At 63.9% G+C, this 18085-nt stretch carries 18 protein-coding genes and 2 riboswitches; all 18 genes read left to right on the top strand.

The window, feature by feature from the left end; translation table 11 throughout:
• Positions 1–15: 15 nt before the first annotated feature.
• The 18 genes from LKX83_RS24170 to LKX83_RS24085 all read left to right on the top strand — a co-directional run bounded on the left by LKX83_RS24170 (position 16) and on the right by LKX83_RS24085 (position 17969).
• Positions 16–696 (top strand): hypothetical protein, encoded by a 681-nt coding sequence (locus tag LKX83_RS24170; protein WP_227885402.1) that lies wholly within the window; start codon positions 16–18, stop codon positions 694–696.
• Positions 693–1889, top strand: a complete 1197-nt coding sequence (locus tag LKX83_RS24165; protein ID WP_227885401.1) for a glutathionylspermidine synthase family protein — start codon at positions 693–695, stop codon at positions 1887–1889. Before LKX83_RS24170 ends, LKX83_RS24165 begins: the two co-directional genes overlap by 4 nt.
• A complete protein-coding gene (locus LKX83_RS24160) occupies positions 1890–2588 on the top strand; it encodes a hypothetical protein (RefSeq protein ID WP_227885400.1) in 699 nt (232 codons plus the stop codon).
• Positions 2585–2974 carry a DUF350 domain-containing protein gene (locus LKX83_RS24155; RefSeq protein ID WP_227885399.1) on the top strand — a complete coding sequence of 130 codons (390 nt, stop codon included), beginning with the start codon at positions 2585–2587 and terminating at the stop codon, positions 2972–2974. The genes LKX83_RS24160 and LKX83_RS24155 overlap by 4 nt, the downstream gene beginning before the upstream one ends.
• Before the next feature lie 89 nt (positions 2975–3063).
• Positions 3064–3159, top strand: a riboswitch (glycine riboswitch).
• Positions 3160–3162: 3 nt separating this feature from the next.
• Positions 3163–3269: riboswitch (glycine riboswitch) on the top strand.
• 105 nt (positions 3270–3374) lie between these two features.
• Positions 3375–4499 carry a glycine cleavage system aminomethyltransferase GcvT gene (gene gcvT, locus LKX83_RS24150; protein WP_227885398.1) on the top strand — a complete coding sequence of 375 codons (1125 nt, stop codon included), beginning with the start codon at positions 3375–3377 and terminating at the stop codon, positions 4497–4499.
• Entirely contained in the window at positions 4496–5851 is a 1356-nt protein-coding gene (gene gcvPA / locus LKX83_RS24145) for an aminomethyl-transferring glycine dehydrogenase subunit GcvPA (RefSeq protein WP_227885397.1), read from the top strand. Before gcvT ends, gcvPA begins: the two co-directional genes overlap by 4 nt.
• Positions 5848–7311 (top strand): aminomethyl-transferring glycine dehydrogenase subunit GcvPB, encoded by a 1464-nt coding sequence (gene gcvPB / locus LKX83_RS24140; RefSeq protein WP_227885396.1) that lies wholly within the window; start codon positions 5848–5850, stop codon positions 7309–7311. Before gcvPA ends, gcvPB begins: the two co-directional genes overlap by 4 nt.
• A 59-nt stretch (positions 7312–7370) precedes the next feature.
• Complete coding sequence (gene gcvH / locus LKX83_RS24135; protein WP_227885395.1) at positions 7371–7763, top strand: glycine cleavage system protein GcvH; 393 nt, start codon at positions 7371–7373, stop codon at positions 7761–7763.
• Positions 7764–8077: 314 nt separating this feature from the next.
• Complete coding sequence (locus LKX83_RS24130; RefSeq protein WP_227885394.1) at positions 8078–8602, top strand: RNA polymerase sigma factor; 525 nt, start codon at positions 8078–8080, stop codon at positions 8600–8602.
• Positions 8599–9744: a hypothetical protein gene (locus tag LKX83_RS24125; RefSeq protein WP_227885393.1), complete on the top strand. Its 1146-nt coding sequence runs from the start codon at positions 8599–8601 to the stop codon at positions 9742–9744. Before LKX83_RS24130 ends, LKX83_RS24125 begins: the two co-directional genes overlap by 4 nt.
• Before the next feature lie 177 nt (positions 9745–9921).
• Positions 9922–11286 carry an LLM class flavin-dependent oxidoreductase gene (locus LKX83_RS24120; RefSeq protein WP_227885392.1) on the top strand — a complete coding sequence of 455 codons (1365 nt, stop codon included), beginning with the start codon at positions 9922–9924 and terminating at the stop codon, positions 11284–11286.
• 72 nt (positions 11287–11358) lie between these two features.
• The gene (locus LKX83_RS24115) at positions 11359–12387 is read left to right on the top strand and encodes an LLM class flavin-dependent oxidoreductase (RefSeq protein ID WP_227885391.1); all 1029 of its coding nucleotides are present in this window, start codon (positions 11359–11361) and stop codon (positions 12385–12387) included.
• A gap of 17 nt (positions 12388–12404) precedes the next feature.
• Positions 12405–13568, top strand: a complete 1164-nt coding sequence (locus LKX83_RS24110) for an iron-containing alcohol dehydrogenase (protein ID WP_227885390.1) — start codon at positions 12405–12407, stop codon at positions 13566–13568.
• Between the two features lie 165 nt (positions 13569–13733).
• Positions 13734–14408, top strand: coding sequence for a FadR/GntR family transcriptional regulator (locus LKX83_RS24105; RefSeq protein ID WP_227885389.1), 675 nt, complete (start codon positions 13734–13736; stop codon positions 14406–14408).
• Positions 14409–14487: 79 nt separating this feature from the next.
• Positions 14488–15636 carry a galactonate dehydratase gene (gene dgoD / locus LKX83_RS24100; RefSeq protein ID WP_227885388.1) on the top strand — a complete coding sequence of 383 codons (1149 nt, stop codon included), beginning with the start codon at positions 14488–14490 and terminating at the stop codon, positions 15634–15636.
• Between the two features lie 275 nt (positions 15637–15911).
• On the top strand, positions 15912–16742 hold the full coding sequence (gene hisJ / locus LKX83_RS24095; RefSeq protein WP_227885387.1) for a histidinol-phosphatase HisJ: 831 nt from the start codon (positions 15912–15914) through the stop codon (positions 16740–16742).
• 52 nt (positions 16743–16794) lie between these two features.
• Entirely contained in the window at positions 16795–17253 is a 459-nt protein-coding gene (locus tag LKX83_RS24090; RefSeq protein ID WP_227885386.1) for a DinB family protein, read from the top strand.
• Positions 17254–17600: 347 nt separating this feature from the next.
• Positions 17601–17969 (top strand): hypothetical protein, encoded by a 369-nt coding sequence (locus LKX83_RS24085; protein WP_227885385.1) that lies wholly within the window; start codon positions 17601–17603, stop codon positions 17967–17969.
• Positions 17970–18085: the final 116 nt, after the last annotated feature.

The raw sequence follows: 18085 nt of genomic DNA, 5'->3' as shown, positions 1-18085 counted from the left end.
GGGGAGATGAGAGAGATGACGCAGGAGGAAGACAAAACCGGCGGGGCCAAGCTGCCGCTGCCGCTCGCGCCGGACGGCAAGCCGCTGCGGGTGCTGTCGACATCGCTCGGCGTTGCGCTGCTCGCGAACGCCTTGTATGCGGCGGGCACGCCGCATCCGGCGTCGGCCGAATCCGCGCAAGCGAGCCCTTCCGCGGCGGCCGAAACGCCGGTGCTGACCGAATGGTCGTCGGAAGCCGTCAAGGCCTACTTCGATCCGGCCGTCGATTGGAACATCCCGCTGCCCGGGGAAGAGGAGGAGGAAGACGGCGGCGCGGACCAAGGCGATTCTGGCGGTTCCGGGGGTCACGCCACAGTCGTTCATCATACGTACGCGTCCGGCTTCGGCTGGAACGATTTGCTTTTGTACCACTTGATTTTCAACCGCGGCGGCTCCTACTCCTCAGGCACCTACTACAACAGCCACCCCGTCTACGACGCGAAAAACGGCACGGCCTTCAAGCCCCGCGCGTACGGAGACGACGCCTTCCGCAACAAGGCGGTCGTCGGATCGGCCGTCCGGCCGAAGACGTCGGACTCAAGCGGATCGATCACGCGCCGTTCCACTTCTTCCTCGAAGGGCGGCATCGGCGGCAAGTCCAGCGGCTTCGGCTCGTCGGGATCGAGCTCGAAGTCCTCGGGCGGGTTTGGCGGTTGAGCGCCGTGGTGTTCGACGTCGTCGGGGTCCCTCATCCCGACCGCGCGTCGCGCGTGGCCCGGCTCGGCGAGATGGGCTTCGGCTGGGCGGACCTGGAGGACGAGGCGTATTGGACGGATCAGCTCGTCGTCCTCGCCGCGCCGAAGCAGGAGGAGCTGACGGCAGCGGCGGAGCGGCTGTGGCGGATTTTCGACAAGTCGGCCCGGTTCGTCCGCGGCCGGCACGATCTGTACGCGATGATCGGCGTTCCCGAGGTGCTGTGGCAGAGCCTCGACAAGCTGGCGATGGCGCCGGAAGGGCTGCTGAGCCGGTACGCCCGGTTCGACTTTGCCATCTCGTCGGGCGGGGACATCAAGCTGCTGGAGCTGAACGCCGACACCCCGACCGGGTATGCGGAAGCCGCTGTCGCGACGCCGTGGCTCTGCGAACAGTACGGCGTCCGCTCGCCGAACGGGCGGATGGCGGAGCTGGTGCGGGCTGCCTGGGCCGAGGAGCGGCCGGACACGGCGGCCTGCGTCGGCTACGGCAGCCACCTGGAGGACACGGGCACGATCGACATGCTCGTTCGACATAGCGGACTTGACGTCGTTCGCGAGGATTGCCTCGATCTGTGGGTGGACGAAGGGGTGCTCCGGGGCTCGGAGGGCCGCGAAATTCGCCGGATGTTCGCCCTCTATCCGAAGGAATGGATGGCCGTGGACGAAGGCGGCGACGCCCTCGCCTACGCGCTGGAGACGGAGCGGCTGCAGCTGTTCAACCCGCCGCACGCGATCCTGCTTCAGTCCAAAGGGCTGCAGGCGCTCATCTGGGGGCTGTACGAGTTGGGGCTTGTCTTCACCCCGGCGGAGCGGGAGACGATCGGCCGCTATATGCTGCCGACGTACAACAAAGCCGTGTTCGACGGCAGCTTCGTCTCCAAGTCCATGTTCGGACGAGAAGGCGGCTCCGTCTCGCTCTTCGACGCGGAGGGCCGGCTCGAGACGAAGGACGTGGACGGCTTCGACACGAGCGGGCTTTTCCCCCTCGTGTATCAGAAGCGGGCGGAGCTGGCGCAGGTGACGCTGGCGAATGGCGTATTCCATCTGCTGGTCGGCCAGTTCGTGATCAACGGAGAGCCGTGCGGCCTGCTGGGCCGGGCCGGCGGGCCGATCACGGGCAACGCGAGCCATTTTGTAGCGCTGGGAGTGAGATAAATGAGCAACCATTGGAACCAGGGCCAGCCGCGGCGGCAAGGCCCGTCCTCTTCCTCGCGGATCGTCCCGATTCTCGTGGTCGGCATCCTTTGCATCGTCGTTTTAGGCATCTTCGTGAACGCCTGTGCCAAGCGCGAAGGTTTTTCGGCGCTGTCTTGGGCGAGCAAGCTGACGGGCAAAAGCGCGGGCGACGCGGACGAGACGGTCCCGTGGGATTATCAGCTGACCGAGGCGACGGTAGGCGACCTGATCGGCGGGGATATGACCTTGCTTCCGGGAAACGAGCTCATGCCGAACGACGACAACTACGGGACCGGCGACAAGATTTGGGTGTTGTCGTATATGGGCGCCGTCCTGAAGGCTGGGGCGGACAACCGCGCCGACATCACGCTGACGTCCTGGAAGCCGATCAAGTCGTACAAGACGAAGACGGCGGGAGAAGCGGATCTGGCGGAGCTGAAGCTGGATCTGAAGACCGAGGTCGATCTGATCGGTGTCTACAAGACGACCTATCAGGGCACGGCGCGCGAGTTCGCCATTCTTCAGCTCCCTTCCGGCCAGATCGTGAAGCAGCCGATCGACGAGGACCGCTATGCGAAGCTGAAGCCCCTGAAGAAGGTCGGCGTCGTTTTGGAGGAAGTGCACGATTATAGCCATTATGATTTGGCGTATGCCAAGTTTCGGGGGTGGGCCGCGTGATCGTGGTCGATATAGGGATCAGCGTCGTCGTCATCATCGTTTTGCAGCTGATCGGCATGGTCGTCTTCAACTGGATGACGCCCTTTAACGATCTGGAGGAACTGAAACGGGGCAATGCGGCCGTCGGGCTGGCGATGGGCGGCAAATTTATGTCCACGGCGATCGTGCTCGGCGTGTCGGCTTACACGAACAGCTCGATTTGGCACATGATGCTTTGGTTCGCGGTCGGCTACGTTTGTCTTGTCCTTGCATACTGGGTGTTCGATTGGGCGACGCCGGGGCTCAAGCTGTCCGAGCATCTGCAGAAGGGCAACGTCGCCGTCGGCATCCTGCTGGCTTGCGTCTACATAGGCACCAGCTTCGCGATCAGCAGCTTGATCGTCTAACGGTCGTTCGGGGCGTGGCAGAACTGTAAGGATTTGCTTGACGCGGGCTCGTGCGCCGCATAGACTGAGGAAGACAAATGAATAAGCGGATGAAGGCAGCGGGAGAGATTGCCTGCATGAAGGGGCGGCGCCGAAGGAGTAAGCCGAAAGGTGAATCTCTCAGGCAAAAGGACCTCTGCCGGACGCGCCTCTGGAGAGCATCCCGCGCGCGGGATCACCCAAGGGGATACTTGCGGTGGACCGTTCCCGAGTGCGACCGGCACCGCAAGGCAACTCTCAGGTACCAAGGACAGAGCGAAGAACGACGCGTTTCGCGCCAATGGCGAAGCGCGCGACGTTTTTTGCCTGTCCTTTTTTTGCGTCCATCGGGGCGGTGCCACTACGACGACGAGGTGAGCGAATGAGCGAAGCGCGAAGAACGCCGCTGTACCCCCGGTACGCGGATTACCCGGCGGCCAGATGCATCGATTTTGGCGGCTGGGAGATGCCGGTGCAGTTTTACGGCATCCAGCAGGAGCATGAGGCGGTACGCACGCGGGCAGGGCTGTTCGACGTATCCCATATGGGCGAGCTGGAGGTGACGGGCCGGGATGCGGAGCGGCTCCTTCAGCGGCTAACGACGAACGACGTCTCCCGGCTCGCGATCGGGCAGGCGCAGTATACGCTGTTCTGCAAGCCGGACGGAGGGGTGATCGACGACCTGCTCGTCTACAAGCTCGCGCAGGACCGGTATGGGCTCGTGGTGAACGCGGCGAATACGCAAGCGGATGCAGCCTGGCTGCGCCGGCATCTGGAGGGGGACGTCACGCTCCGAGACCGGTCGGACGACACGGCGCTGCTTGCCCTGCAGGGGCCGCTGGCCGAGCGGATCCTGTCGCGGGCGGCGGAGGCGCGTGTCGCGGAGCTGGCGCCGTTCCGCTTCGTCCCGGACGCGCGCGTATGCGGCGTCCGGGCGCTGGTCTCGCGCACGGGCTATACCGGCGAGGACGGCTTCGAGATCTACGTGGACGCCGGCGACGCGCTGCGCGTCTGGGACGGTCTGCTGCAAGCCGGCGCGCCGGACGGCCTCCTGCCGGTCGGGCTCGGGGCGCGGGATACGCTGCGCCTGGAGGCGCGCCTGCCGCTGTACGGCCATGAGCTGACGGAGGAGATCACGCCGCTGGAGGCGGGGCTCTCGCCGTTTGTGAAGCTGGCCAAGGAAGGCGGGTTCGTCGGCCGGGAGGCGCTCGCCAGGCAGCAGGAGGATGGCGTGCCGCGCAAGCTGGTCGGCGTGGAGCTGTTGGACCGCGGCATTCCCCGCGCGGACTATCCCGTGTACGCGGAAGGGCGGCAGATCGGGGCGATCACGTCGGGCACCCAGTCGCCGACGCTGAAGCGAAGCATCGGGCTCGCGCTTGTCGAAGCAGCCTACGCGGCGCGGGGTACCGAGGTCGAAGTCGAGATCCGCGACAAGCGGCTCCGTGCGGCCGTGGTCGCGACGCCGTTTTACAGACGGCAGCTAGTCGAAGGAGGAGGCCGCACATGAAGCGACACCGCTATCTGCCGATGACCGCGCAGGACGAGTCCGACATGCTGGCCGTGATCGGGGCGTCCTCGACGGAGGACCTGTTCGCCGACATCCCGGCGTCCGTCCGCTATTCCGGCGAGCTCCCGATGTCGGGTGCGCTGGACGAAGCCGGTCTGCTCCGGCATCTGCGGGCGCTCTCGGATCGCAACGCGGATGCCGACCGCCACGTCAGCTTTCTTGGGGCCGGCATTTACGATCATCACATTCCGGTCGTCATCCAGCATGTCATCTCCCGCTCGGAGTTCTACACCGCCTACACGCCTTACCAGCCGGAGATCAGCCAGGGCGAGCTGCAGGCGATCTTCGAGTTCCAGTCCTATATCTGCGAGCTGACCGGCATGAAGGTCGCCAACGCCAGCATGTACGACGGTGCGACCGCGCTCGCCGAAGCGGCGGCGCTCGCAAGCGGCGCGACGAAGCGCAAGCGGATCGTCGTCTCCCGCGCCGTCCACCCGGAAGCCCGCGATATTTTGCGCACTTCGGCGCGCGGTCAAGGGCTCGAGATCGTCGAGGTCGGCTGCGCGGACGGCGTCACCGATCTCGGGGCGCTGGCCGCCGCCGTCGACGCGGAAACGGCGGCGGTCCTCGTGCAAACGCCGAACTTCTTCGGCTGCCTTGAGGACATCCCCGCGATCGAGGCGCTTGTTCACGACCGGCGCGGCCTGCTCGTGACGAGCGTGAACCCGCTCTCCCTCGGATTGTTGGAGTCGCCGGGCGCGCTCGGCGCCGACATTGTCGTCGGCGATGCGCAGCCGCTCGGCATCCCGATGTCGCTCGGCGGCCCAACCTGCGGCTTTTTCGCGGTCACGGAGGCGCTCATGCGCCGGATGCCCGGGCGGATCGTCGGCCAGACGACGGATTCCGAGGGCCGTCGCGGCTTCGTGCTCACCCTTCAGGCGCGGGAGCAGCATATCCGCCGGGAGAAGGCGACGTCCAACATCTGCTCCAACCAGGCGCTGCTCGCGCTGTGCGCTTCGGTCTACTTGTCCGTCATGGGACGGGCGGGCATCCGCGAGGTCGCTTCGCTCAATTTGAGCAAAGCCCGCTACGCGCTCGGCCGGCTCGGCGCCTTGCCGGGCGTGGAGATCGCGTTCCCGTCGCCGATCTTTAACGAGTTCGCCGTAAAGCTGCCGGCCGGCACGGACGTCGCCGCGTTTCAGGCGAAGCTGCTGGCCGCGGGTTATTGGGGCGGCTATGACCTGGGCCGGACCTACCCCGAACTGTCCGGACATCTGCTGGTCGCCGTCACCGAACGGAGAACGAGAGAAGAGATCGACGGATTCGTCCAAGCATGGGAGGCGAGCCTATGAGCGGCCATCGAGACAAAGCGCTGATCTTCGAGATGAGCAAGCCCGGGCGGGTCGCCTACTCGCTGCCCGCGTGCGACGTGCCGGAGGTGGAAGCCTCGTCGGTCGTTCCGGCGCGGCTGCTGCGCACGGAGCCGGCGGCGCTGCCGGAGGTGTACGAGGTTGACGTCATCCGGCATTATACGGAGCTGTCTCGGCGCAACTTCGGCGTGGACAACGGCTTTTACCCGCTCGGCTCCTGCACGATGAAGTACAATCCGAAGCTGAACGAGGACGCCGCGCGCCTCCCCGGCTTCGCCAAAATCCATCCGTATCAACCGGAGGAGAGCTTGCAGGGCGCCATGGAGCTGCTCTACACGCTTCAGCGCGATCTGGCGGCGCTCACCGGCATGGACGAGGTGACGCTGCAGCCCGCGGCGGGCGCGCACGGCGAGTGGACCGGGCTCATGCTCATCCGCGCCTATCATGAAAGCCGGGGAGAGACGAGGACCAAAGTCATCGTGCCGGACAGCTCGCACGGGACGAATCCGTCGAGCGCGACGGCCGCGGGGTTCGAGACGATCACGATCCCTTCGGACGCGTCGGGACTCGTCGATCTGGACGCGCTTCGGGCGGCGGCCGGAGCCGATACGGCGGCGCTCATGCTGACCAACCCGAACACGCTCGGCCGGTTCGAATCGCAGATCGCCGAGATCGCGCGCATCGTGCATGAGGCCGGCGGGCTGCTCTACTACGACGGCGCCAACTCCAATGCGATCATGGGGATCGCCAGGCCCGGCGACATGGGCTTCGACGTCGTGCACCTGAATCTGCACAAGACGATGAGCACGCCCCACGGCGGCGGCGGCCCGGGAGCGGGACCGGTCGGCGTCAAGGCGCGCCTCGCCCCGTTCCTGCCGAAGCCGGTCGTCGGCCGCCGCGGCGACGGCACGTACTACTGGGACGAGGATCGCCCGCGGTCGATCGGCCGGGTGAAGCCCTACTACGGCAACTTCGGCATCCTCGTGCGGGCGTACGCCTATATCCGCAGCTACGGCCCCGCGGGACTGCGGCGCGTGTCCGAGTGCGCCGTGCTGAACGCGAACTATATGATGCACCGGTTGGCGCCTTATTACGAGGTGGCCTATCCCGGCGTTTGCAAGCACGAGTTCGTCCTGTCGGGCAAGCGGCTTCGGGCGTTCGGCGTCCGCACGCTGGACGTCGCCAAGCGGTTGCTGGACTTCGGCTATCATCCGCCGACGGTTTACTTTCCGCTGAACGTAGAGGAGTGCATCATGATCGAGCCGACGGAGACGGAGAGCAAGGAAACGCTCGACGGCTTTATCGACGTCATGATCCGGATCGCCCGGGAAGCGGAGGAGGAGCCGGATCTGCTGCTGCAGGCGCCGCATACGACGATCGTGAAGCGGCTCGACGAGGCGACGGCCGCGCGGCGGCCGGTGCTGAACTGCCATTGCGAGTGAGTTTCGCATGACGGGGCTTTTATTTGTTCAATAATCGCACAGGAAACGGAGGAAACGCGATGAGCGAAATTCGAGAGGGATTGCGGTATTCCGAGGAGCACGAGTGGGCGTTGGCGGAGGCCGGAGGGGGGATCGTCCGGATCGGCATCACGGATCACGCCCAAAGCCAGCTGGGCGACATCGTCTTCGTGGAGCTGCCGGAGGTCGGCGCGGCGGTCGAAGCGGGAGCGAGCGTCGGCGCGATCGAGTCGGTGAAGACGGTCTCGGAGCTGTACAGCCCGGTCGCCGGCAAAGTCGTGCGGGTGAACGAGGCGCTGATCGAACACCCCGAGCGGGTGAATGAGTCGCCCTACGACGAGGGCTGGATCGCGGAGTTAGAGGTCGAAGTCGAGACGGAAGAAGCGCTCGGCCGGCTGCTCACGGCGGAGCAGTATCGGGCGCACACGGCATAGCGGATAGCGAAGCAGACGCGCCGCGCAAGGAGAAGCTGTCCCTGTACGGCCGATTCCGGTCGAGAGGGCGGCTTCTTTTTGTTAGAAAAAGGTACCGCAAACCCCGGCGCCTCCGCCGCAACGAAAGAAACTTTCGCTACAGCCTCCGCAAACCCGACTCCACGCGTCTTCCCTACCCCATTCTTCATCATCTGTTGTGCCGCTCATGGCAGAGGCGTCCGCCATCCGCCGCAAGAAATGGAACGCCGTCCGCGAACCCATCGTAGAGTTATGACAATACATAGGCGAATGGCCATTCAGAAAGGAGCAGCCCATTGGAAATCGAAGAGCTGAGCGAGCTTGTCCGTCTGCACGGCAAAGCGCTCTACGGTTTTTGCTACAAGCTCGCGGGCAACAAGGCGGACGCGGACGATCTCTATCAAGAGACGTTCCTCAAAGCCGTGGAGCTGCGACATCGCATGGACGCGGACCGGAACGCCAAAGGATTCCTCGTCGCCATCGCGATCCGGCTGCGCAAAAACAGCCGCCGGAAATGGGCATGGAGACGCAGAATCGCGCCCACGGCCGCGTTCGATGAAGCGGCGGGCGGGAACGCCGCGACGAACGCGACGGTTGCCCTGGAGCACGAGGTGCTGTCCCGGGAGCTGCGCGGCGCGGTCCAAGCCGCCGTCGACGGCTTGGAAGACAAGCTGAAAATACCGTTGTACATGCACTATACCGCGGACATGTCCATCGACGAGATCGCAGCGGCGCTGCGCATCCCGTCGGGCACGGTCAAGAGCAGGCTTCACAAGGCACGGATGAAGATGAAAAAGCGGTTGGAGGTCGAAACGAGATGAACGATCAAGAGAAGTGGGACGGGCTGCTCCGGCAGGCGCTGGCGCCGGCGGCGGAGCCCGACGAACAATTGAACCGCAGCGTCCTGCAGCGGATTCGGGAAGGGAAGGCGGCGCGCCGCGTCCGTCGCAAACGGCTGTCGGTCGCGGCGATGGTCGCCGTTCTTACGCTGTGCATGTCCGTGACGGCGTTTGCGGCCGCCAAGCTGTACAGTTCGCAGCAGGTGGCCGAACGTCTCGGCGAGCGGGGGCTGGCCGCCGCGTTCCGGAGCGCGGACGCGGTTCCGATCAACCAAACGGTCGCGTCGGGAGGCTACAACTTGACGCTCCACGGCATCGTCTCCGGCGCGGGGCTGCGGGAGCTGGACGGTCCGTCGCACGACATTCGCCCCGAACGGACGTACGCGGTTGTCTCCATCGCCCGCCAGGACGGCAGCCCCATGCCTGCCACGAGCGATCCGTCCTACGGGCAGGAGCCTTTCTTCGTCTCCCCGCTCATTAAAGGCTTGAAGCCGTGGCAGGTCAACATTGTCACGATGAATGGCGGCTACGGCGAAACGGTGCTGGACGGCATCATGTACAGGCTGATCGAGTGCGACGGCGTGGAGATGTTCGCGGACCGCGGAGCGTACCTCGCCATCAGCAGCGGCTCCCCGTTCTTTAACAAAGACGCATTCGATTACGATGATCAGACAGGCGTCATCACCCCGAGAAAGGACTACAAGGGCGTCTCGGCGCTGTTCGACCTGCCGCTGGACAGAGCCAAAGCCGATCCTGCCAAAGCGGAGGCCTATCTGCGCCAGCTTCTGCAGCCGGAACAACAGTCGACCGGCGAGCCTGCCGGTGAAGCGTCGGACGAGGCGGCGGACTTGGCCGGTCAGATCGAGAAGCTGAGGAACAAAATTCCCGAGGGCACCGTCATTCCGGATTCGGTTCAAGTGGTCACCTATGACGACAAAGGGTGGATTCAATACGAATATGACGGCTGGAGCGCCCGTCTCCCCGTCGCCGATCTGTTCGAGGAAGGCCAGACCGGCGATACGAATGCGGTCCAGTTCAGCGGCGACGGCAAGCGGTTCAAGGCGCTTATCTTCTCGAGAGACGACATGGGCGTCATTACCGGGAGAGTCGTGGATTTGAAATAAGGGACGGCGAGAATTCGCCGTTGACGCTCCCAGGCGCGAGTGGTAAAGTGAAAGAAATAATTCCAACCGAATAACTCGGATAATGATCCGTGCCGATTGGACCGCCAAAGGCACCCTCTCCCGCGCCTCGGGAGACGGGTGTCTTTTCGTTTGGGACGGAATGGGGAGGAAAGTCATATGACCAAGCCACGCGCAAGCGGCCGCCAGATCAAGCTGTCCGCCTATCTCGTCGGGACGGGGATGCACGTCGCTTCCTGGCGCACGCCGCAGGCCCATGCGGGAGCGAGCATCGACATCGACTTTTACCGGCATCTCGCGCAAACCGCCGAACGCGGCAAATTCGACATCGCCTTCATCGCGGACAGTCTCGCCATCAACGAAGCGTCGCACCCGAACATCCTGAACCGGTTCGAGCCGATCACGCTCATCGCCGCGCTCGCCTCCGCGACCTCGAAGATCGGCGTCGTCGCCACCGCTTCGACCTCGTACATCGAACCGTTCAACATGGCGCGGCTTATCATGTCCGTCGACCACATCAGCAAAGGCCGCGCCGGCTGGAACATCGTCACGACGCGGGACCTGTCCGGCAATACGGCCCGCAACTTCGGGGGCTCGGATCATTACGAGCACGAATACCGCTACAAGCGGGCGGAGGAATTCATCGACGTCGTGCGCGGGCTGTGGGACTCGTGGGAGCCGGACGCATTCGTTCGTGACAAGGAATCGGGCGTGTTTTTCGACCGCGGCAAGCTGCATCGCCTGAATCACCGGGGAGATTTTTTCTCCGTCGAGGGACCGCTCAACATCGGGCCTTCCCCGCAAGGTCACCCCGTCCTCGTGCAGGCCGGCAACTCCGGTCCCGGGCAGCAGTTTTCCGCGCGGGTGGCGGAGATCGCCTTTTCCATCAAATACAACAAATCCGACGCTCAGGCCTATTACCGCGAATTCAAGGAGAAGGTCGCATCTTTCGGCCGCTCGCCGGACGACGTCTATATTCTCCAGGGCATCTCGCCCGTCATCGGGGCGACGGAGGCCGAAGCCCGGGCAAAGCTGTCCGCGCTGGAGTCGCTCATCTCCGAGGAGACGGGATTCGGCTTTTTGCGGGATTATTTCCCGGGCGTCGACTTTACCGGGCTGACGTTGGACGCCCGCGCAAGCGAGGCAGGGCTGGGCGAACTGGATCTGGCCAAATCCGATTACAAAAAGCACAAAGCCGTCATTTCCCGGGAAAATCCGACGCTGCGCCAAGTTTACTCCCTGCTTACCGGCTCGTTCAGCGGGGATCATCTTGTCGGCACGCCGGAGAAAATCGCGAATACGCTCGAGGAGTGGTTCCTGGACCGGGCGGCCGACGGCTTTATGCTGATGGCGCCGCAGCTGCCGGACGGTCTTGAGGACTTCGTCGACCACGTGGTGCCGATTTTGCAAGCGCGAGGACTGTTCCGGACGGAATACGAGGGCTCGACGCTGCGGGAGCACTTTCATCTACCGCACCCGACGACGCGCTACGAGAAAGCGGCGAGCGGCCAGGCGCGAACCTGACGGGCGACGCGTCCGCCGCGCTCGGGAATGGCTTCTCAACCATCGGAATTGTATAATAGAGGAGGTCCCCAAGTGGCGATCAAACTAAGCATCCTGGACCAGTCGGTCATCGGTCCCGGCGAGGGCGCCGCCGATGCGCTGCGCCATACGATCGAGCTCGCCCGGCTCGCGGATCGGTGGGGCTACCATCGCTTCTGGGTCTCGGAGCACCACGATTCGAACCTGGTGGCGGGCTCGTCGCCGGAGGTGCTCATCTCGCATCTGCTGGCTTTGACGGAACGGATCCGCGTCGGCTCCGGCGGCGTCATGCTGCAGCACTACAGTCCATACAAGGTTGCGGAAAACTTCAACGTCCTGGCCTCGCTGGCTCCGGGCCGCGTCGACCTCGGCATCGGCCGGACGCCGGGTGGGCTGCCCCTGTCGATGAAGGCGCTGCAAAAGGGGCATTCCGACGCCCAGCCGCTGCCGGACAAGATCGGCGAGCTGCGACAATTCCTCCACGATCGCGTCGAGGCGGATAGTCCTTTCGCGGGACTCGTGGCGAGCCCCGTGCCGGACCACCCGGCAGACCTCATCCTGCTCGGCGCAAGCGTCTCGAGCGCGCGGACGGCGGGGAGTCTCGGACTGCCCTATGTCTTCGCACAGTTCATCAACGGCGACCCCGATGAGGCGGAGGCGGCGATCCGCGTTTACCGCGAGGCCTTCCGGCCGAGCGGCTTCGCGGATTCGTCGCCCGAGTCGATCCTCTCGCTGCCGGTCATCGTAGCCGATACCGAGGACGAAGCGCGCCGCCTCTCCGACGACTACAAGGTCGTGCGGATCTGGCTCGAGAGCGGCCGTACGATAACTGTGGGCAGCGTCGCGCACGCCGAGGAATACGGACGGCAGGCCGAAGAGCCGTTCCGGATCGAAGTGGAGCAGGCATACGTCGTCCATGGGACGAAGGAATCGGTATTCCGGCAAGTATCGGCATTGGCCGAGCGTTGCGGCGTCGGGGAGATCGTCGCGATCGCTTCGGTGAAGGACGCCGCGAAGCGTCTGCGCTCCTTCGAACTGTTGAAGGAAGCTTTCGCGGAAGCGGCGGTGATCCACGAATCGTAGACAGGAGGCCACCTTCCATGAACAACTTCGAATTGTACAATCCGACCAAGCTCGTCTTCGGCAAGGACACGGTCACGCGGCTCGGCGAGCTCGTCCGGCCCTACGGCACCCGCATCCTGCTCGTCTACGGCGGCGGCAGCATCAAGCGTTCGGGGCTTTACGACCAGGTGTTGGCGCAGCTGGCCGGCATCGGAGCGACCGTCCACGAGCTGTCCGGCATCGAGCCGAATCCGCGGCTGTCGTCGGTACATAGAGGCGTCGACATCTGCCGGCGCGAAAACATCGAATTCATCCTGCCGGTCGGCGGCGGCAGCGTCATCGACGCGGCCAAGGCGATCGCCGCGGGCGCGAAATACGACGGAGACGCGTGGGACTTCTGCACCGGCAAGGCGCGGATCGAGGACGCCCTCCCGCTCGGAACGGTACTGACGCTGGCCGCGACCGGGTCGGAGATGAACGGCAACGCCGTCATCTCGAATTGGGAAGAGAAGCTGAAGCGAGGGCTCGGGAGCAAGCTGGTCTATCCGAAGTTCTCCATTCTCGATCCGGAGCTGACGTTCACCGTGCCCCGCGACCAGACGGTCAACGGCATCGTGGATATCATGTCGCACGTGTTCGAGCAGTATTTCTCCAAGACGACGAACACGCCGCTCCAGGAGCGGTTCGCGGAATCGGTGCTGCAGACGGTCATCGAGAACGGGGAAAAGGCGATCGAGAACGGCTCCGACTACGATGCACGCGCCAACCTGCTGCTTGCCGGCACCTACGCGCTGAACGGCACGCTGCTGAACGGGGTCGTGACGGACTGGGCGACGCACGGCATCGAGCACGAGGTGAGCGCGATCTACGACATCCCGCACGGCGCGGGGCTCGCGATCATTTTCCCGAACTGGATGAAGTACGTCTACCAAGCGCGCGTCGACCGTTTCGTCCAGTTCGCGGTGCGCGTCTGGAACGTCGATCCCGCGGGCAAGAGCGACGACGAGATCGCACGGGCGGGCATCCAGGCGACGCGCGACTACTTCACGCGCATCGGCGCTCCCGCGACGCTCGGCGAGCTGGACATCGGCGCCGACCAACTGGACCGGATGGCGGAGGAAGCCGTCCGCTACGGCGCGATCGGATCGTTCAAAAAGCTGGAGAAGGAAGACGTGAAGCGCATTTTGGAGCTGAGTTTGTAATCGGAAGATCGGCGAAGACCGGCGGAGCAGGGGCTGTCCCTGCATCCGTCGGTCTTTTTTTCGCGGTTGCGGGAAGTAGAAAGCGCTTTACATCGATCAAAATAGATCATATTATTTTATTATAAAGATCATATCTTTTAAAGTCAGAAGAAAGGACCGCATGCGATGAAAAAGCTTGCCCACGAGGCCATCATCGAGCGGGCGCGGCGCAAGATCGAAGCCGGCGAATGGCGGCCCGGCGACCGACTGCCGACGATGCCGCAGCTCGCGCAGGAATTCGGCACTAGCGTGACGGCCGTCCGCGAAGCGCTTCGCGTGCTCGAGACGCAGGGCGTCGTCAGCATCGAGCACGGACGCGGCATCTTCCTGCGGCACGACCCCGCCTTGGCGGCCGATCCGGCCGGCAAGCTTCGCGAGCTGACGAGCAGCTCGCTCCTGCAGCTGCTGGAGGCGAGGCTCGTGCTCGAGCCGGAGCTTGCGGCTTTTTGCGCCGAGCGGGCGACGACGCCGCAAGCTCGCCAGATCCGCCAACTGGCGGATCGGATGGCCGAGGAGATGCGGGACGGCGGCGACCATTTCGCGACCGACGTCGCGTTTCACCGGACTATCGCCGAGGCGGCGAACAATCCGCTGCTCGCCCAGATGCTGGAGGTCGTTTCCGATTTGTCCGCGAAGGGACGGCGCGATACGGACCGGCTGCCTCTCATGAGCGAGAAGGCACGGCACTACCATTCGCTGATCGCCATCGCCATCGAGGAGCGGCAGCCGGAGCAGGCGCGCCTGCTGATGAAATCCCACATCCAAGACATGATCGCCGCCGTGAAGCAGGCTTGGTCCTAGTGCCGGCGCCGATCGCGACGATTTCGACCATTTGGTTGGACGCGTTAAGCCCACTTCAATCCAAAGGAGCTCAAATCCGATGAAAATCACGAAGCTGGAAACGTTTATCGTTCCTCCCCGCTGGCTGTTCCTCAAGATCGAGACCGACGAAGGGATTACCGGCTGGGGCGAGCCGATCGTCGAAGGCAAGGCCCACACGGTCGAGGCCGCGGTGCGGGAGCTCGGCGACGTCCTCCTCGGCAAAAACCCGCTGCTCATCGAGGACCATTGGCAGACGATGTACCGCGGCGGATTTTACCGGGGCGGCGCCATCCTGATGAGCGCCATCGCGGGGATCGATCAAGCGTTATGGGACATCAAGGGCAAGTACCACGGCGCTCCGATTCATGCGCTCATGGGCGGAGCCGTCCGGGACAAGATCCGCGTCTACTCCTGGATCGGCGGCGACCGCCCGGCCGAGGTGGGGCAGGCGGCCATGGAAGCGCAGCGCGCCGGCTTCGGCGCCGTGAAGATGAACGCCACGGAGGAGCTGCAGTACGTCGACTCGTACGCCAAGATCGACCAGGTGCTCGAGCGGGTGGCGGCCGTGCGTCAGGCGACGGGGCCGCGCTTCGACGTCGGCATCGACTTTCACGGGCGCGTCCACAAGCCGATGGCCAAGGTGCTGGCCAAGGCGCTCGAAGAGCTGCGGCCGATGTTCATCGAGGAGCCGGTGCTGCCGGAAAACAACGAGGCGCTCCGCGAGATCGCGGGCGCGACGTCGATCCCGATCGCGACGGGAGAGCGGATGTTCTCGCGCTGGGACTTCAAGCGGCTGCTGTCCGACGGGTATGCGGACATCATCCAGCCGGACCTGTCCCATGCCGGCGGCATCACCGAATGCAAGAAGATCGCGTCGATGGCGGAAGCCTACGACGTGGCGCTGGCGCCGCACTGCCCGCTCGGACCGATCGCCCTGGCCGCGTGTCTCCAGGTGGACGCGACGTGCCACAACGCTTTTATTCAGGAGCAGAGTCTCGGCATTCATTACAATCAAGGCAACGACCTGCTGGACTATGTTGCGGACCGGTCGGTGTTCCATTACGAGGACGGCTGCGTGGCGATCCCGCAAGGCCCGGGGCTTGGCATCGAGGTTAACGAAGAGCAGGTGCGACGGATGGCGGAAATCGGTCATCGGTGGCGGAATCCGCTCTGGCGCCATGCGGACGGCAGCGTGGCGGAGTGGTGAGGAAGGGGAGGCGGTCTGCGGCGCCGGGAATGTCAATGCAGGGAGCCTGCATGCGCGCATTCGCTGGTATCATCCCGGCTGCTCGATTGTAGACGGTCTGCATGCGCGTTTCGGACGAATCCGTTCCCCGCTTTTCCTTTCCCCTTGGCCCCTAGCCGGAGCCGCTACTTTTTCGCGTGGAAACGTCGCCACTGCCCGGCGGAGGTGTTACAATGTGGGGAAAAGAAACTGCCGCAATTTCGCATCAAAGATCTGGCAGAGTGGAGGCAAGCTCGATGACGCTGAAATGGGACGGTCATACGCACACGAAATTCTGCTACCACGGCAACAAGGCGGAGACGCCGGAATATTTGGAACGCGCGATCGCGCTCGGGTTCGAGCGCTACACGATCAGCGAGCATCCGCCGCTCCCGGCCGGGTGGATCGACAATCCGAAGCTGATGGCCGAGCTTGCGATGCCCGAGCCGGAGCTGCCGGACTACTTTGCCTATATTACGGAAATGAAGGCGCGCTACGCCGATCGGATCGAGGTGACGCTCGGGCTGGAGATGGACTATCTGCACGGCAACGAGGCCTACTCCAACCGGATTCTCGCGCCTTGGCTGGATAAGCTGGAGGACGTCGTGGTATCGGTTCACTACCTCCCCGGACGGGGCGGCATGCGCTGCATCGACTTCACGCCCGACGATTTCCAAGATGCGTTCCTGGAGAAGTATGGCTCGATGACGAACATTATCGACACCTACTTCGACCATGTGGAACACGCCATCGCCTGGGCTTCCACGCTCCCGATGCGCAAGCGGATCGGACACCCGAACCTCATCCGCAAGTTCCAGCGCGCGCTGCCGCCGATCGACGACGCGCAGGTCGAAGCGCGGCTCCTCGCGCTCGTTCCGAAGCTGCGCGAAGCGGGCGTAGGCGTCGACGTGAACGTAGCGGGCTTCCGCGTGGCGACCTGCGGCGAGAGCTACGTGCCGGACGCGCTCATCCGCGCATGCCGCGAAGCGGGTGTCGAGCTCGTGTACGGCTCGGATACGCATCGCCCCGAACATGTCGGCGCGGACTGGGATTGGTACGCAGAGCACGTGCTGGGCGCGCGAAGCTGAGCGCGATCGTACGCTGCGCCGGTTACGAACAATGACCGAAGGAGGCGAGCGCATGTCGCTTGAAACGACCGCTCCATTGGATAGCTTGCTGCGAAGCGTGCCCGAGGATTTTCGCGCGCTGACCGCGGAGGAGGCGACGCAGCCCCGCGCGCCGGGCAAATGGTCCCGGCTGCAAATCCTCGGCCACCTGTGCGATTCGGCCGTCAACAACTTGGCGCGCTTCGTAAAAGGCGCATCGCTGGCGCCGGGTCCGCTGCCGATCGAGCCTTACGACCAGGAGGCTTGGGTGGCCGTCCAGCGGTACGGCGAAGCGGCAAGCGTCGAAGAAGTCCTGGCGTTGTGGAGCGCCTTGAACGGCTCGGTCGTCCGCGTCGTCCAAGGTCTGAGCAACGATCAGTTGGCGCGTCCTTGCCGGCTACCGGACGGGACGATCGTTGCGCTGGGATGGCTCTTCGAAGATTACGTCGATCATCTGAAGCATCATCTCCGGCAAATTTTCGGAGATCGCTAAGCGCCCTGGCCGCCGATCAACCGGCGCGGGAGCGGGACGTAGATGGACGATCCAGCGTCGTTTGGCCCGGATGTGCGGAAGATTTTACTGCACATGGGCGTTCAAGCGTCGTTTGGCCCGGATGTGCGGAAGATTTTACTGCACATGGGCGTTCAAGCGTCGTTTGGCCCGGATGTGCGGAACATTTTACTGCTCATGGGCGTTCAAGCATCGACTGATCCGGATGTACGGAGAATTTTACTGCTCATGGGCGTTCAAGCGTCGTTTGGCCCGGATGTACGGAAGATTTTACTGCTCATGGGCGTTCAAGCATCGACTATCCGGATGTACGGAGAATTTTACTGCTCATGGGCGTTCAAGCGTCGTCTAACCCGGATGTGCGGAACATTTTACTGCTCATGGGCGTTCAAGCATCGTTTGGCCCAGATGTGCGGAAGATTTTACTGCTCATGGGCGTTCAAGCGTCGTTTGGCCCGGATGTGCGGAGAATTTTACTGCACATGGGCGTTCAAGCGTCGTTTGGCCCGGATGTGTGGAAGATTTTACTGCTCATGGGCGTTCAAGCGTCGTCTGACCCGGATGTGCGGAAGATTTTACTGCTCATGGGCGTTCAAACATCGTTTGGCCCGGATGTGCGGAGAATTTTACTGCACATGGGCGTTCAAGCGTCGTTTGCCCCGGATGTACGGAAGATTTTACTGCACATGGGCGTATAAGTGTCATCTGATCCCGATGTGTACCCACTTCGCCCTCACCGCCCCGATCCGAATAAGCCCCCCTGTCGGGGGCTTATTTGACATTGAAGAGAGGCTACTTTTTTGGGCTTACGAGC

This window comes from Cohnella baijiui (assembly GCF_020731285.1).
Lineage (GTDB): Bacteria > Bacillota > Bacilli > Paenibacillales > Paenibacillaceae > Cohnella.
The sequence above is the reverse complement of the archived record's forward strand: the minus strand, read 5'-3'. Positions and strand labels throughout refer to the sequence as shown.